Annotated in this window: 15 protein-coding genes; 13 read left to right on the top strand and 2 right to left on the bottom strand. The window is 52.2% G+C overall.

Annotated features, from left to right (window positions below; all coding sequences use genetic code 11):
* Positions 1-21: 21 nt before the first annotated feature.
* From fkpB to BGE37_RS13090, 13 genes are all read left to right on the top strand, one after another.
* Positions 22-471, top strand: a complete 450-nt coding sequence (fkpB, locus tag BGE37_RS13160; protein WP_000004655.1) for an FKBP-type peptidyl-prolyl cis-trans isomerase — start codon at positions 22-24, stop codon at positions 469-471.
* A gap of 1 nt (position 472) precedes the next feature.
* Positions 473-1,423, top strand: a complete 951-nt coding sequence (ispH, locus tag BGE37_RS13155) for a 4-hydroxy-3-methylbut-2-enyl diphosphate reductase (protein ID WP_105282168.1) — start codon at positions 473-475, stop codon at positions 1,421-1,423.
* A 73-nt stretch (positions 1,424-1,496) separates the two neighbouring features.
* Positions 1,497-2,702, top strand: coding sequence for an XAC2610-related protein (locus tag BGE37_RS13150; RefSeq protein WP_105277314.1), 1,206 nt, complete (start codon positions 1,497-1,499; stop codon positions 2,700-2,702).
* Between the two features lie 19 nt (positions 2,703-2,721).
* Positions 2,722-3,642: a ribonucleoside hydrolase RihC gene (gene rihC / locus BGE37_RS13145; protein ID WP_088541461.1), complete on the top strand. Its 921-nt coding sequence runs from the start codon at positions 2,722-2,724 to the stop codon at positions 3,640-3,642.
* 166 nt (positions 3,643-3,808) lie between these two features.
* Entirely contained in the window at positions 3,809-4,630 is an 822-nt protein-coding gene (gene dapB, locus BGE37_RS13140; RefSeq protein WP_000543585.1) for a 4-hydroxy-tetrahydrodipicolinate reductase, read from the top strand.
* A gap of 455 nt (positions 4,631-5,085) precedes the next feature.
* Complete coding sequence (carA, locus tag BGE37_RS13130; protein ID WP_000597260.1) at positions 5,086-6,234, top strand: glutamine-hydrolyzing carbamoyl-phosphate synthase small subunit; 1,149 nt, start codon at positions 5,086-5,088, stop codon at positions 6,232-6,234.
* Between the two features lie 17 nt (positions 6,235-6,251).
* Positions 6,252-9,473: a carbamoyl-phosphate synthase large subunit gene (carB, locus tag BGE37_RS13125; RefSeq protein WP_105277273.1), complete on the top strand. Its 3,222-nt coding sequence runs from the start codon at positions 6,252-6,254 to the stop codon at positions 9,471-9,473.
* 127 nt (positions 9,474-9,600) lie between these two features.
* Positions 9,601-9,834 carry a YgdI/YgdR family lipoprotein gene (locus BGE37_RS13120; RefSeq protein WP_032183186.1) on the top strand — a complete coding sequence of 78 codons (234 nt, stop codon included), beginning with the start codon at positions 9,601-9,603 and terminating at the stop codon, positions 9,832-9,834.
* 103 nt (positions 9,835-9,937) lie between these two features.
* Positions 9,938-10,468, top strand: a complete 531-nt coding sequence (gene kefF / locus BGE37_RS13115) for a glutathione-regulated potassium-efflux system oxidoreductase KefF (RefSeq protein ID WP_000600701.1) — start codon at positions 9,938-9,940, stop codon at positions 10,466-10,468.
* On the top strand, positions 10,461-12,323 hold the full coding sequence (kefC, locus tag BGE37_RS13110; protein ID WP_105267144.1) for a glutathione-regulated potassium-efflux system protein KefC: 1,863 nt from the start codon (positions 10,461-10,463) through the stop codon (positions 12,321-12,323). The genes kefF and kefC overlap by 8 nt, the downstream gene beginning before the upstream one ends.
* A gap of 192 nt (positions 12,324-12,515) precedes the next feature.
* Complete coding sequence (gene folA, locus BGE37_RS13100; protein ID WP_000624375.1) at positions 12,516-12,995, top strand: type 3 dihydrofolate reductase; 480 nt, start codon at positions 12,516-12,518, stop codon at positions 12,993-12,995.
* Between the two features lie 85 nt (positions 12,996-13,080).
* Positions 13,081-13,314: a type II toxin-antitoxin system CcdA family antitoxin gene (locus BGE37_RS13095; RefSeq protein ID WP_000125566.1), complete on the top strand. Its 234-nt coding sequence runs from the start codon at positions 13,081-13,083 to the stop codon at positions 13,312-13,314.
* A gap of 2 nt (positions 13,315-13,316) precedes the next feature.
* Positions 13,317-13,631 carry a CcdB family protein gene (locus BGE37_RS13090; protein ID WP_105277274.1) on the top strand — a complete coding sequence of 105 codons (315 nt, stop codon included), beginning with the start codon at positions 13,317-13,319 and terminating at the stop codon, positions 13,629-13,631.
* Here the strand turns inward: BGE37_RS13090 and apaH are convergent.
* Both apaH and apaG read right to left on the bottom strand, forming a co-directional pair.
* Positions 13,628-14,476, bottom strand: coding sequence for a bis(5'-nucleosyl)-tetraphosphatase (symmetrical) ApaH (gene apaH, locus BGE37_RS13085; protein WP_000257193.1), 849 nt, complete (start codon positions 14,474-14,476; stop codon positions 13,628-13,630). The two genes, BGE37_RS13090 and apaH, sit on opposite strands and share 4 nt — an antisense overlap.
* A 6-nt stretch (positions 14,477-14,482) precedes the next feature.
* Entirely contained in the window at positions 14,483-14,860 is a 378-nt protein-coding gene (apaG, locus tag BGE37_RS13080) for a Co2+/Mg2+ efflux protein ApaG (RefSeq protein ID WP_000610901.1), read from the bottom strand.
* Positions 14,861-14,862: the final 2 nt, after the last annotated feature.

Here is a 14,862-nt window from a genome sequence, read left to right as displayed (position 1 = left end):
AAAATATAAGAGCAAACCTGCATGTCTGAATCTGTACAGAGCAATAGCGCCGTCCTGGTGCACTTCACGCTAAAACTCGACGATGGCACCACCGCCGAGTCTACCCGCAACAACGGTAAACCGGCGCTGTTCCGCCTGGGCGATGCTTCTCTCTCCGAAGGTCTGGAGCAACACCTGCTGGGGCTGAAAGTGGGTGATAAAACCACCTTCTCGCTGGAGCCAGATGCGGCGTTTGGCGTGCCGTCACCGGACCTGATTCAGTACTTCTCCCGCCGTGAGTTTATGGATGCAGGCGAGCCAGAAATTGGTGCAATCATGCTTTTTACCGCAATGGATGGCAGTGAGATGCCTGGCGTGATCCGCGAAATTAACGGCGACTCCATTACCGTTGATTTCAATCATCCGCTGGCCGGGCAGACCGTTCATTTTGATATTGAAGTGCTGGAAATCGATCCGGCACTGGAGGCGTAACATGCAGATCCTGTTGGCCAACCCGCGTGGTTTTTGTGCCGGGGTAGACCGCGCTATCAGCATTGTTGAAAACGCGCTGGCCATTTACGGCGCACCGATATATGTCCGTCACGAAGTGGTGCATAACCGCTACGTGGTCGATAGCCTGCGGGAGCGTGGGGCTATCTTTATTGAGCAGATTAGCGAAGTCCCGGACGGCGCGATCCTGATTTTCTCCGCACACGGTGTTTCTCAGGCGGTACGTAACGAAGCGAAAAGCCGTGATTTGACGGTGTTTGATGCCACCTGTCCGCTGGTGACCAAAGTGCATATGGAAGTCGCCCGTGCCAGCCGCCGTGGTGAAGAGTCTATTCTTATCGGTCACGCCGGTCACCCGGAAGTGGAAGGGACGATGGGTCAGTACAGCAACCCGGAAGGGGGAATGTATCTGGTCGAATCGCCGGACGATGTGTGGAAACTGACGGTCAAAAACGAAGAGAAACTCTCCTTTATGACCCAAACCACGCTGTCGGTGGATGACACGTCTGATGTGATCGACGCGCTGCGTAAACGCTTCCCGAAAATTGTCGGTCCGCGCAAAGATGACATTTGCTACGCCACCACTAACCGTCAGGAAGCGGTACGCGCTCTGGCAGAACAGGCGGAAGTAGTACTGGTGGTTGGTTCAAAAAACTCTTCCAACTCCAACCGTCTGGCGGAACTGGCCCAGCGTATGGGCAAACGCGCGTTTTTAATTGACGATGCGAAAGATATCCAGGAAGAGTGGGTAAAAGGCGTGAACTGCGTTGGCGTAACTGCGGGCGCATCGGCTCCGGATATTCTGGTGCAGAATGTAGTCGCACGTTTACAGCAACTGGGCGGTGGTGAAGCCATTTCGCTGGAAGGCCGTGAAGAAAACATTGTTTTCGAAGTGCCAAAAGAGCTGCGTGTCGATATTCGTGAAGTCGAGTAAAGATTAATCATTCAAAACCAGCACATTCGTTGCTGGTTTTTTTTAGCTGTACTCTTCTGCGGAGGCAAGGATGATGAGCAAGATAGCTTATGGATTGGCGGGATTTTTGGCTTTTGTATTTTGTTTGGGAGCGGCCAATGGCGCTTCGCAGCTTGAATTTCCGTTCTGGGATCGAAATTATTCCGGGACGATTGCGGGTAAGCAGGTAAGTGTCGATATCACGCGGATTAACAACGACCTTCATGGTAGCTATTGCTATGAACCCTGCAATCAGAGAAAAATGCGATTAATTCTGCGTGGATCTCTCCAGGTTAAGCGGTTGCTTCTTGAGGAGCGCGCACAGACACTTTCTGGTCAATGGGATGCTGAAGTTTCACCGATTGAGATAAAAGGTGTATGGACTTCAGCCGATAAAAAACACCATTTCCCCATTGCGCTTAACTATAACAAACCCAAAAACGATCCGGGCATTGATCTGGTGCTGGTGGCGGAAGTGAATGACGATTACGACCCTTCCAAAGCGATCGACTGTAATAATGTTCCGGTCATTTCAGCAATAAAATTATATCGTGATGGGAAACCGATACAGACCTTATATACTGCTTCTATCGGCACTTGTAGCATTTTTACGCCTCAATGGAAGGATGTTAATTTTGATGGTTATCCGGATCTTTCCATTCCGCAAGAGTTACCCGCTGGACCCAATATCCCCGAACAAACCTGGCTTTACGATCCCTCAACACAACGTTTTGTTGATGCGCCTGCGTCTTATCAGGAAATCACCTCGCCGGAGCCAGATGCAGAATATAAGCAGATCGTCAGCCATTGGCGAGGAAGCTGCTGTAGTCACGGGGTTGACGTTTATCGCTGGAAGGGGAAAGAGGTTGAATTGATCGAGAGAGGTTCAAGTTATCTTCAGCCCGTGCTAAGCAAAGGTAAAATGTATACCTGCTACGTAATTCCTTCCTATCACGATGGCCGCATTTTTTATCTGCAGGAACGTAAGAATGGTCATCTGACGCCGACTTTTACTGATGTGAAGGGGTGTGAGCCATTTCAGTTAACCACGGATATCCGCACAGTCATTCAGTCACAGAAACCAGGTATGAAGCCGGAATCCATTGAAATTCAGTGGCAGGAAGATAAAGCGTCTCCAGGGGAATTTTGCCCGCTAGTACCGTTTGTTGAAGGCGATAAACTTAGCCCGCGTCTGGTGACGAATAAAGATATTTCGGATATCTGTATCAGCCGCGATGAGTTCAAAGCCATGAGCAAGTAACAAGCCAGGAGAGACAGTAATGACAAAACTTATACCCATCTTCCTTGATACAGACCCAGGCATTGACGATGCGGTCGCCATTGCCGCCGCGATTTTTGCCCCCGAACTCGACCTGCAACTGATGACCACCGTCGCGGGTAATGTTTCGGTTGAGAAAACTACCCGCAACGCCCTGCAACTGCTGCATTTCTGGAATGCGGATATTCCGCTCGCCCAGGGAGCCGCTGTGCCGCTGGTACGCGCACCGCGTAATGCAGCATCTGTGCACGGTGAATCGGGAATGGCTGGCTACGACTTTGTCGAGCACAACAGAAGCCCACTGGACAAACCCGCATTTCTGGCGATTCGTGATGCCCTGCTGCGTGCGCCTGAGCCTGTTACGCTGGTAGCCATCGGCCCGTTAACCAATATTGCGCTGTTACTTTCACAATGCCCGGAATGCAAACCGCATATTCGCCGTCTGGTGATCATGGGCGGTTCTGCCGGACGCGGCAACTGTACGCCAAACGCCGAGTTTAATATCGCTGCCGATCCAGAAGCGGCAGCCTGTGTCTTCCGTAGCGGCATCGAAATCGTTATGTGCGGTCTGGATGTCACCAATCAGGCAATATTAACTCCTGACTATCTCGCTACTTTGCCGGAGTTGAATCGTACCGGGAAAATGTTGCACGCCCTGTTTAGCCACTACCGTAGCGGCAGTATGCAAAGCGGTCTGCGTATGCACGATCTCTGCGCCATCGCCTGGCTGGTGCGCCCAGACTTGTTCACTCTCAAACCGTGTTTTGTGGCGGTGGAAACTCAGGGTGAATTTACCTCAGGTACTACGGTTGTTGATATTGATGGTTGCCTGAGTAAACCTGCAAACGTGCAGGTGGCGCTGGATCTGGATGTGAAAGGTTTCCAGCAGTGGGTGGCTGAGGTGCTGGCTCTGGCGTCGTAACCTGTCACATGTTATCGGCATGCAGTCATTCATCGACTCATGCCTTTCACTGATATCCCTCCCTGTTTATCATTAATTTCTAATTATCAGCGTTTTTGGCTGGCGGCGTAGCGATGCGCTGGTTACTCTGAAAACGGTCTATGCAAATTAACAAAAGAGAATAGCTATGCATGATGCAAACATCCGCGTTGCCATCGCGGGAGCCGGGGGGCGTATGGGCCGCCAGTTGATTCAGGCGGCGCTGGCATTAGAAGGCGTGCAGCTGGGCGCGGCGCTGGAGCGCGAAGGATCTTCTTTACTGGGCAGCGACGCCGGTGAGCTGGCGGGTGCAGGAAAAACAGGCGTTACTGTGCAAAGCAGCCTTGATGCGATAAAAGATGATTTTGATGTGTTTATCGATTTTACCCGTCCGGAAGGTACGTTGAATCATCTCGCTTTTTGTCGCCAGCATGGCAAAGGGATGGTGATCGGCACTACGGGGTTTGACGAAGCCGGTAAACAGGCGATTCGTGACGCCGCCGCCGATATTGCGATTGTCTTTGCCGCCAATTTTAGCGTTGGCGTTAACGTCATGCTTAAGCTGCTGGAGAAAGCAGCCAAAGTGATGGGTGACTACACCGATATCGAAATTATTGAAGCACATCATAGACATAAAGTTGATGCGCCTTCAGGCACCGCACTGGCAATGGGAGAGGCGATCGCCCACGCCCTGGATAAAGATCTGAAAGATTGCGCGGTCTACAGTCGTGAAGGCCATACCGGTGAACGTGTGCCTGGCACCATTGGTTTTGCCACCGTGCGTGCAGGTGACATCGTTGGCGAACATACCGCGATGTTTGCCGATATTGGTGAGCGTCTGGAGATCACCCATAAGGCGTCCAGCCGCATGACATTTGCTAACGGTGCGGTAAGATCGGCTTTGTGGTTGAGTGGTAAGGAAAGTGGTCTTTTTGATATGCGAGATGTGCTTGATCTCAATAATTTGTAACCACAAAACATTTGTGATGGTGCAAAAATAACATATTTAATTTATTGATTATAAAGGGCTTTAATTTTTAGCCCTTTTATTTTGAGTTTTTTATTTATAAAATCGTATAGTGTGCTAAAAATAACATGTTTTCTCTTCTGTTTTTGTTGTTTTAATGTAAATTTTGACCATTTGGTCCACTTTTTTCTACGCGTTTTGATTTTATACAATCTTCTTGCTGCGCAAGCGTTTTCCAGAACGGGTTATATGATCTTTTTGTCGCTTAATGCCTGCAAAACATGCATGAGCCACAAAATAATATAAAAAATACCACCATTAAGTTGACTTTTAGCTCTCATCTCTCCAGAATGCCGCCGTTTGCCAGAAATTCGTCGGTAAGCAGATTTGCATTGATTTACGTCATCATTGTGAATTAATATGCAAATAAAGTGAGTGAATATTCTCTGGAGGGTGTTTTGATTAAGTCAGCGCTATTGGTTCTGGAAGACGGAACCCAGTTTCACGGTCGGGCCATAGGGGCAACAGGTTCGGCGGTTGGGGAAGTCGTTTTCAATACTTCAATGACCGGTTATCAAGAAATCCTCACTGATCCTTCCTATTCTCGTCAAATCGTTACTCTTACTTATCCCCATATTGGCAATGTCGGCACTAATGACGCCGATGAAGAATCTTCTCAGGTACATGCACAAGGTCTGGTGATTCGCGACCTGCCGCTGATTGCCAGCAACTTCCGTAATACCGAAGACCTCTCTTCTTACCTTAAACGCCATAACATCGTGGCGATTGCTGATATCGATACCCGTAAGCTGACGCGTTTACTGCGTGAGAAAGGCGCACAGAATGGCTGCATTATCGCAGGCGATAACCCGGATGCGGCGCTGGCGTTAGAAAAAGCCCGCGCGTTCCCAGGTCTGAACGGCATGGATCTGGCAAAAGAAGTGACCACCGCAGAAGCCTATAGCTGGACACAAGGGAGCTGGACGCTGACCGGCGGCCTGCCAGAAGCGAAGAAAGAAGACGAGCTGCCGTTCCATGTTGTGGCTTATGATTTTGGTGCCAAGCGCAACATCCTGCGCATGTTGGTGGATAGAGGCTGCCGCCTGACCATCGTTCCGGCGCAAACCTCTGCGGAAGATGTACTGAAAATGAATCCAGACGGTATCTTCCTCTCCAACGGTCCTGGCGACCCGGCACCGTGTGATTACGCTATTACTGCCATCCAGAAATTCCTCGAAACCGACATCCCGGTATTCGGCATCTGCCTCGGCCATCAGTTGCTGGCGCTGGCGAGCGGTGCGAAGACTGTCAAAATGAAATTTGGACACCACGGCGGCAACCATCCGGTTAAAGATGTTGAAAAAAACGTGGTGATGATCACCGCCCAGAACCACGGTTTTGCGGTGGATGAAGCAACATTACCTGCAAACCTGCGTGTTACGCATAAATCCCTGTTCGACGGTACGTTACAGGGCATTCATCGCACCGATAAACCGGCATTCAGCTTCCAGGGCCACCCTGAAGCCAGTCCGGGTCCACACGACGCCGCGCCGTTGTTCGACCACTTTATCGAGTTAATTGAGCAGTACCGTAAAACCGCTAAGTAATCAGGAGTAAAAGAGCCATGCCAAAACGTACAGATATAAAAAGTATCCTGATTCTGGGTGCGGGCCCGATTGTTATCGGTCAGGCGTGTGAGTTTGACTACTCTGGCGCGCAAGCATGTAAAGCCCTGCGCGAAGAGGGTTACCGCGTCATTCTGGTGAACTCCAACCCAGCGACCATCATGACCGACCCGGAAATGGCTGATGCGACCTACATCGAGCCGATTCACTGGGAAGTGGTACGCAAGATTATTGAAAAAGAGCGTCCGGACGCGGTGCTGCCAACGATGGGCGGTCAGACAGCGCTGAACTGTGCGCTGGAGCTGGAGCGTCAGGGCGTGCTGGAAGAGTTCGGCGTCACCATGATTGGTGCCACCGCCGATGCGATTGATAAAGCCGAAGACCGCCGCCGTTTCGACGTGGCGATGAAGAAAATCGGTCTGGAAACTGCGCGTTCCGGTATCGCGCACACCATGGAAGAAGCGCTGGCAGTTGCCGCTGATGTGGGCTTCCCGTGCATTATTCGCCCATCCTTTACTATGGGCGGTAGCGGTGGCGGTATCGCTTATAACCGCGAAGAGTTTGAAGAAATTTGCGCCCGCGGTCTGGATCTCTCTCCGACCAAAGAGTTGCTGATTGATGAGTCGCTGATCGGCTGGAAAGAGTACGAGATGGAAGTGGTGCGTGATAAAAACGACAACTGCATCATCGTCTGCTCTATCGAAAACTTCGATGCGATGGGCATCCATACCGGTGACTCCATCACTGTCGCGCCAGCCCAAACGCTGACCGACAAAGAATATCAAATCATGCGTAACGCCTCGATGGCGGTGCTGCGTGAAATCGGCGTTGAAACCGGTGGTTCCAACGTCCAGTTTGCGGTGAACCCGAAAAATGGTCGCCTGATTGTTATCGAAATGAACCCGCGAGTGTCCCGTTCTTCGGCGCTGGCGTCGAAAGCCACCGGTTTCCCGATTGCCAAAGTGGCGGCGAAACTGGCGGTTGGTTACACCCTCGATGAACTGATGAACGACATCACTGGCGGGCGTACTCCGGCCTCCTTCGAACCGTCCATCGACTACGTGGTGACCAAAATTCCTCGCTTCAACTTCGAGAAATTCGCCGGTGCTAACGATCGTCTGACCACTCAGATGAAATCCGTCGGCGAAGTGATGGCGATTGGTCGCACGCAGCAGGAATCCCTGCAAAAAGCCCTGCGCGGCCTGGAAGTCGGTGCGACTGGTTTTGACCCGAAAGTCAGCCTGGACGACCCGGAAGCGCTGACCAAAATTCGCCGCGAGCTGAAAGACGCAGGCGCAGATCGTATCTGGTACATCGCCGATGCTTTCCGTGCGGGCCTGTCTGTAGACGGCGTCTTTAACCTGACCAACATTGACCGCTGGTTCCTGGTACAAATTGAAGAACTGGTGCGTCTGGAAGAGAAAGTGGCGGAAGTGGGCATCACTGGCCTGAACGCTGACTTCCTGCGCCAGTTGAAACGCAAAGGCTTTGCCGATGCGCGTCTGGCTAAACTGGCGGGCGTGCGCGAAGCGGAAATCCGCAAGCTACGCGACCAGTATGACCTGCACCCGGTCTACAAACGTGTGGATACCTGTGCGGCAGAATTTGCCACCGACACCGCGTATATGTACTCCACCTATGAAGAAGAGTGCGAATCCAACCCATCTGACCGTGACAAAATCATGGTGCTCGGCGGCGGCCCGAACCGTATCGGTCAGGGTATTGAATTCGACTACTGCTGTGTACACGCCTCGCTGGCGCTACGTGAAGACGGTTACGAAACCATTATGGTTAACTGTAACCCGGAAACCGTCTCCACTGACTACGACACTTCCGATCGCCTCTACTTCGAGCCGGTAACTCTGGAAGATGTGCTGGAAATCGTGCGTATTGAGAAGCCGAAAGGCGTTATCGTTCAGTACGGCGGTCAGACCCCGCTGAAACTGGCGCGCGCACTGGAAGCCGCTGGCGTACCGGTTATCGGCACCAGCCCGGATGCTATCGACCGTGCGGAAGACCGTGAACGCTTCCAGCATGCGGTTGACCGTCTGAAACTGAAACAACCGGCGAACGCCACCGTTACCGCTATTGAAATGGCGGTTGAGAAGGCAAAAGAGATTGGTTACCCGCTGGTGGTGCGTCCGTCTTACGTTCTCGGCGGTCGGGCGATGGAAATCGTCTATGACGAAGCTGACCTGCGTCGCTACTTCCAGACGGCGGTGAGCGTGTCTAACGATGCACCAGTATTGCTGGACCACTTCCTCGATGACGCGGTAGAAGTGGATGTGGACGCCATCTGCGACGGTGAAATGGTGCTGATTGGCGGCATCATGGAGCATATTGAGCAGGCGGGCGTGCACTCCGGTGACTCCGCATGTTCTCTGCCAGCCTACACTTTAAGTCAGGAAATTCAGGATGTGATGCGCCAACAGGTGCAGAAACTGGCCTTCGAATTGCAGGTGCGCGGACTGATGAACGTGCAGTTTGCGGTGAAAAACAACGAAGTCTACCTGATTGAAGTTAACCCGCGTGCGGCGCGTACCGTTCCGTTCGTCTCCAAAGCCACCGGCGTACCGCTGGCGAAAGTAGCGGCGCGTGTGATGGCTGGCAAATCGCTGGCTGAGCAGGGCGTAACTAAAGAAGTTATCCCGCCATATTACTCGGTGAAAGAAGTGGTGCTGCCGTTCAACAAATTCCCCGGCGTTGACCCGCTGTTAGGGCCAGAAATGCGCTCTACCGGGGAAGTGATGGGCGTGGGCCGCACCTTCGCTGAAGCGTTTGCCAAAGCGCAGCTGGGCAGTAACTCCACGATGAAGAAACACGGTCGTGCGTTGCTCTCCGTGCGTGAAGGCGATAAAGAACGCGTGGTTGACCTGGCGGCAAAACTGCTGAAACAGGGCTTCGAGCTGGATGCGACCCACGGCACAGCGATTGTGCTGGGCGAAGCAGGTATTAACCCGCGTCTGGTGAACAAGGTGCATGAAGGTCGTCCGCACATTCAGGACCGTATCAAGAATGGCGAATATACCTACATCATCAACACCACCTCAGGCCGTCGTGCGATTGAGGACTCCCGCGTGATTCGTCGCAGTGCGCTGCAATATAAAGTGCACTATGACACCACCCTGAACGGTGGTTTCGCTACCGCGATGGCGCTGAATGCCGATGCGACTGAAAAAGTAATTTCGGTGCAGGAAATGCACGCGCAGATTAAGAAGTAACCCCTCCGCGCCCGGTAACATTGCTGTTGCCGGGCGCAACTCGCCTCAGAATCTTCTGTTTTTTCACTTGCTTTCAGGCAGTTAACCTAAACTGAATGCTTACTACAGCAAAGCAGAGGAAAAGACGATGCAACATAAAGTATTGATCACATCAATCTTCGCCGCGGCGGTAATGTTCACTGTGGCTGGCTGTTCCTCAAACCAGGCGGTAAGAACAACCGATGGCCAAACGATAGTCACCGATGGTAAACCGCAGGTTGATGACGATACCGGGCTGGTTTCTTACAAAAATGCGCAAACCGGGCAAACTGAACAGATCAACCGCGATCAGGTTAAAGATATGAGTGAGTTGGACAACTGATTCAGATTTCTGCTTTTTCTGAATCAATATTATTGACTATAAGCCGCGTGAATATATGACTACACTTTGTGGGAAAACAAAGGCGTAAACACGCGAGTTAACTATGATCCTCATAATTTATGCGCATCCGTATCCGCATCATTCTCATGCGAATAAACGGATGCTTGAACACGCAAGGACGCTGGAAGGCGTCGAAGTTCGCTCTCTTTATCAACTCTATCCTGACTTCAATATCGATATTGCTGCCGAGCAGGAGGCGTTGTCTCGCGCCGACCTGATCGTCTGGCAGCACCCGATGCAGTGGTACAGCATTCCTCCGCTCCTTAAACTTTGGATCGATAAAGTCTTCTCGCACGGCTGGGCTTACGGTCACGGCGGCACGGCACTGCATGGTAAACATTTGCTGTGGGCGGTGACGACCGGCGGCGGGGAAAGTCATTTTGAGATTGGCGCGCATCCGGGCTTTGATGTGCTGTCGCAGCCGCTACAGGCGACGGCAATCTACTGCGGGCTGAACTGGCTGCCTCCGTTTGCTATGCACTGCACCTTTATTTGTGACGACGAAACCCTCGAAGGGCAGGCGCGTCATTATAAGCAACGTCTGCTGGAATGGCAGGAGGCATATCATGGATAGCCATACGCTGATTCAGGCGCTGATTTATCTCGGTTCGGCGGCGCTGATTGTACCTATTGCGGTGCGCCTTGGGCTTGGCTCGGTTCTTGGCTACCTGATCGCGGGCTGCATTATTGGCCCGTGGGGGCTGCGACTGGTGACCGATGCCGAATCTATTCTGCACTTTGCCGAGATCGGCGTGGTGCTGATGCTGTTTATTATCGGCCTCGAACTCGATCCACAAAGGCTGTGGAAGTTGCGTGCGGCAGTGTTTGGTGGTGGTGCATTACAGATGGTGGTTTGCGGCGGCCTGCTGGGGCTGTTCTGCATGTTCCTTGGGCTGCGCTGGCAGGTAGCGGAACTGATCGGCATGACACTGGCGCTCTCATCAACGGCAATTGCCATGCAGGCGATGAATGAACGCAACCTGATGGTGACACAAATGGGCCGTAGCGCCTTTGCGGTGCTGCTGTTCCAGGATATCGCCGCGATCCCGCTGGTAGCGATGATCCCGCTACTGGCGGCGAGCAGTGCCTCGACGACGATGGGCGCATTTGCTCTCTCGGCGTTAAAAGTGGCGGGTGCACTGGTGCTGGTGGTACTGCTGGGGCGCTATGTCACGCGTCCGGCGCTGCGTTTTGTTGCCCGCTCTGGCTTGCGGGAAGTGTTTAGTGCCGTGGCTTTATTCCTCGTGTTTGGCTTTGGTTTGCTGCTGGAAGAGGTCGGCTTGTCGATGGCGATGGGCGCGTTTCTGGCGGGCGTACTGCTGGCAAGCTCGGAATACCGCCATGCGTTGGAAAGCGATATCGAGCCATTTAAAGGTTTGCTGTTGGGGCTGTTTTTCATCGGTGTTGGCATGTCGATAGACTTTGGCACGCTGATTGAAAACCCATTGCGTATTGTCATTTTGCTGCTTGGTTTCCTCATCATCAAAATCGCTATGCTGTGGCTGATTGCCCGACCGTTGCAGGTGCCGAATAAACAGCGTCGCTGGTTTGCGGTGCTGTTAGGGCAGGGCAGTGAGTTTGCCTTTGTGGTATTTGGCGCGGCGCAAATGGCGAATGTGCTAGAGCCGGAGTGGGCGAAATCGCTGACCCTGGCGGTGGCGCTGTCGATGGCGGCAACGCCGATTCTGCTGGTGATCCTTAATCGCCTTGAGCAATCTTCTACCGAACAAGCGCGTGAAGCTGATGAGATTGATGAAGAACAGCCGCGGGTGATCATTGCTGGATTCGGTCGTTATGGACAGATTACCGGACGTTTACTGCTCTCCAGCGGGGTGAAAATGGTGGTGCTCGATCATGATCCTGACCATATCGAAACCTTGCGCAAATTTGGCATGAAAGTGTTTTACGGCGATGCCACGCGGATGGATTTACTGGAGTCTGCCGGAGCGGCGAAAGCAGAAGTGCTGATTAACGCCATTGACGATCCACAAACCAACCTGCAACTGACGGAGATGGTGAAAGAACATTTCCCGCATCTGCAGATTATTGCCCGCGCCCGCGATGTCGATCACTACATTCGTTTGCGTCAGGCAGGCGTTGAAAAGCCAGAGCGTGAAACCTTTGAAGGTGCGCTGAAAACCGGGCGTCTGGCGCTGGAAAGTTTAGGTCTGGGACCGTATGAAGCACGGGAGCGCGCCGATGTTTTTCGCCGTTTTAATATTCAGATGGTGGAAGAGATGGCAATGGTTGAGAACGACACCAAAGCCCGTGCGGCGGTCTATAAACGTACCAGCGCGATGTTAAGTGAGATCATTACTGAGGACCGTGAACATCTGTCATTAATTCAACGACATGGCTGGCAGGGAACCGAAGAAGGGAAACATACCGGCAATATGGCGGATGAACCGGAAACGAAGCCCTCATCCTAATAAAGAGTGACGTAAATCACACTTTACAGCTAACTGTTTGTTTTTGTTTCATTGTAATGCGGCGAGTCCAGGGGGAGAGCGTGGACTCGCCAGCAGAATATAAAATTTTCCTCAACATCATCCTCGCACCAGTCGACGACGGTTTACGCTTTACGTATAGTGGCGACAATTTTTTTTATCCAGGATAAATCAATGATTAGTCTGATTGCGGCGTTAGCGGTAGATCGCGTTATCGGCATGGAAAACGCCATGCCGTGGAACCTGCCTGCCGATCTCGCCTGGTTTAAACGCAACACCTTAAATAAACCCGTGATTATGGGCCGCCATACCTGGGAATCCATCGGTCGTCCGCTGCCAGGACGCAAAAATATTATCCTCAGCAGTCAACCGGGTACGGATGATCGCGTAACGTGGGTGAAGTCGGTGGATGAAGCCATCGCGGCGTGTGGTGACGTACCAGAAATCATGGTGATTGGCGGTGGTCGCGTTTATGAGCAGTTCCTGCCCAAAGCGCAAAAACTGTATCTGACGCATATCGACGCAGAAGTGGAAGGCGACACCCATTTCCCGGATTACGAGCCGGATGACTGGGAATCGGTATTCAGCGAATTCCACGACGCTGATGCGCAGAACTCTCATAGCTATTGCTTTGAGATTCTGGAGCGGCGGTAAGTTTGTATATTAGAATTCCGGCATCACTGATACGTGCAGATATCCGTGTATACTAGACGTATAAATTGTACAGGAGCACGATATCATGACTGCAAAACGTACCACACAAAGTGTGACCGTCACCGTCGACCGTGAGTTAGTCAATCGCGCTCGTGATGCAGGCTTAAATATGAGCGCCACCCTTACGGTTGCGCTCAATGCTGAACTTAAAAAACATGCAGCAACACGTTGGCGTGAAGAGAACGCAGAAGCTATCGCTGCGTTAAACCAATTGGCTGATGAAACCGGATGTTTCTCTGATGAGTACCGGAGCTTCTAGCGATGCAATTTACGGTATACCGCAGTCGCGGCAGGAACGCCGCGTTTCCCTTTGTTATCGATGTTACCAGCGACATTATTGGTGAGATTAATCGCCGTATCGTTATTCCATTAACACCTATTGAACGATTTAGCCATATTCGCCCACCAGAACGACTTAACCCAATCCTTTTACTGGTAGACGGCAAAGATTATGTGCTCATGACGCATGAGACTGCAACTGTTCCAGTTAACACGCTGGGAACGAAATTTTGCGATGCCAGCGCGCACCGAACTTTGATTAAAGGAGCATTAGATTTTATGCTCGACGGGATTTAAGACGCGACCGCCTCTCCTTCGCCCAAATCCTTATGCCGGTTCGACGGCTGGACAAAATACTGTTTATCTTCCCAGCGCAGGCAGGTTAATGTCCCCCCCCAGCAGCAGCCGGTATCCAGCGCGTAAATACCTTCCGGCGTACCTTTGCCCTCCAGCGATGCCCAGTGACCAAAGGCGATGCTGTACTCTTCAGCGACGGGGCCAGGAATCGCAAACCACGGTTTCAGTGGGGCAGGGGCTTCTTCCGGCGATTCTTTGCTGTACATATCCAGTTGACCGTTCGGGAAGCAAAAACGCATACGGGTAAAGGCGTTGGTGATAAAACGCAGTCTTCCCAACCCCCGCAATTCCGGTGACCAGTTATTTGGCATATCGCCGTACATAGCGTCGAGAAAGAAGGGATAGGAGTCGCTCGACAGCACCGCTTCTACATCGCGTGCGCACTCTTTGGCGGTCTGCAGATCCCACTGCGGCGTGATCCCTGCGTGGGCCATTACCAGCTTTTTCTCTTCGTCGATTTGCAGCAAAGGCTGGCGACGCAGCCAGTTAAGCAGCTCGTCGGCATCCGGCGCTTCCAGCAGCGGTGTCAGGCGATCTTTCGGTTTATTGCGGCTGATCCCGGCGAATACCGCCAGCAGATGCAGATCGTGATTGCCCAGCACCAGACGTACGCTGTCGCCTAAGGATTTCACATAGCGCAGAACATCCAGCGAACCAGGGCCGCGCGCAACCAGATCGCCTGTCAGCCAGAGGGTATCTTTCCCAGGGGTAAATTCTACTTTATGCAGCAATGCGATCAGTTCATCGTAACAACCATGAACGTCGCCAATAAGGTATGTCGCCATATTCTTTTAATGAATGAGTGTGGGAACTGCGAGTCGGAATACGGGAATGTCGATGCTGAAAGGGACGCCATTTTCATCGATCATTTCGTAGTGACCCTGCATGGTGCCCAGCGGGGTTTCAATGATTGCACCGCTGGTGTACTGGTACTCTTCGCCAGGCGCGATAAGTGGCTGGACGCCAACCACTCCTTCGCCCTGGACTTCGGTTTCACGGCCATTGCCATTGGTGATCAGCCAGTAACGCCCCAACAACTGCACTGGCGCTCGCCCCAGATTGCGTATGGTTACGGTATAAGCAAAAACGTAACGTTCATTATCAGGTGAAGATTGTGCCTCAATGTAGACGCTTTGAACCTGAATACACACTCGGGGCGAATTGATCATCG

This window comes from Escherichia sp. MOD1-EC6300 (assembly GCF_002965045.1).
GTDB classification, from domain to species: Bacteria; Pseudomonadota; Gammaproteobacteria; order Enterobacterales; family Enterobacteriaceae; genus Escherichia; species Escherichia coli_F.
The sequence above is the reverse complement of the archived record's forward strand: the minus strand, read 5'-3'. Positions and strand labels throughout refer to the sequence as shown.

What these genes read in the sequence shown, in the direction of transcription:
- dapB (WP_000543585.1), top strand. Translation starts at nt 3,809, where the DNA reads ATGCATGATGCAAACATCCGCGTTGCCATCGCGGGAGCCGGGGGGCGT.
- fkpB (WP_000004655.1), top strand. Translation starts at nt 22, where the DNA reads ATGTCTGAATCTGTACAGAGCAATAGCGCCGTCCTGGTGCACTTCACG.
- BGE37_RS13150 (WP_105277314.1), top strand. Translation starts at nt 1,497, where the DNA reads ATGAGCAAGATAGCTTATGGATTGGCGGGATTTTTGGCTTTTGTATTT.
- BGE37_RS13120 (WP_032183186.1), top strand. Translation starts at nt 9,601, where the DNA reads ATGCAACATAAAGTATTGATCACATCAATCTTCGCCGCGGCGGTAATG.
- kefF (WP_000600701.1), top strand. Translation starts at nt 9,938, where the DNA reads ATGATCCTCATAATTTATGCGCATCCGTATCCGCATCATTCTCATGCG.
- carB (WP_105277273.1), top strand. Translation starts at nt 6,252, where the DNA reads ATGCCAAAACGTACAGATATAAAAAGTATCCTGATTCTGGGTGCGGGC.
- folA (WP_000624375.1), top strand. Translation starts at nt 12,516, where the DNA reads ATGATTAGTCTGATTGCGGCGTTAGCGGTAGATCGCGTTATCGGCATG.
- apaH (WP_000257193.1), bottom strand. Translation starts at nt 14,476, where the DNA reads ATGGCGACATACCTTATTGGCGACGTTCATGGTTGTTACGATGAACTG.
- BGE37_RS13095 (WP_000125566.1), top strand. Translation starts at nt 13,081, where the DNA reads ATGACTGCAAAACGTACCACACAAAGTGTGACCGTCACCGTCGACCGT.
- kefC (WP_105267144.1), top strand. Translation starts at nt 10,461, where the DNA reads ATGGATAGCCATACGCTGATTCAGGCGCTGATTTATCTCGGTTCGGCG.
- BGE37_RS13090 (WP_105277274.1), top strand. Translation starts at nt 13,317, where the DNA reads ATGCAATTTACGGTATACCGCAGTCGCGGCAGGAACGCCGCGTTTCCC.
- ispH (WP_105282168.1), top strand. Translation starts at nt 473, where the DNA reads ATGCAGATCCTGTTGGCCAACCCGCGTGGTTTTTGTGCCGGGGTAGAC.
- rihC (WP_088541461.1), top strand. Translation starts at nt 2,722, where the DNA reads ATGACAAAACTTATACCCATCTTCCTTGATACAGACCCAGGCATTGAC.
- apaG (WP_000610901.1), bottom strand. Translation starts at nt 14,860, where the DNA reads ATGATCAATTCGCCCCGAGTGTGTATTCAGGTTCAAAGCGTCTACATT.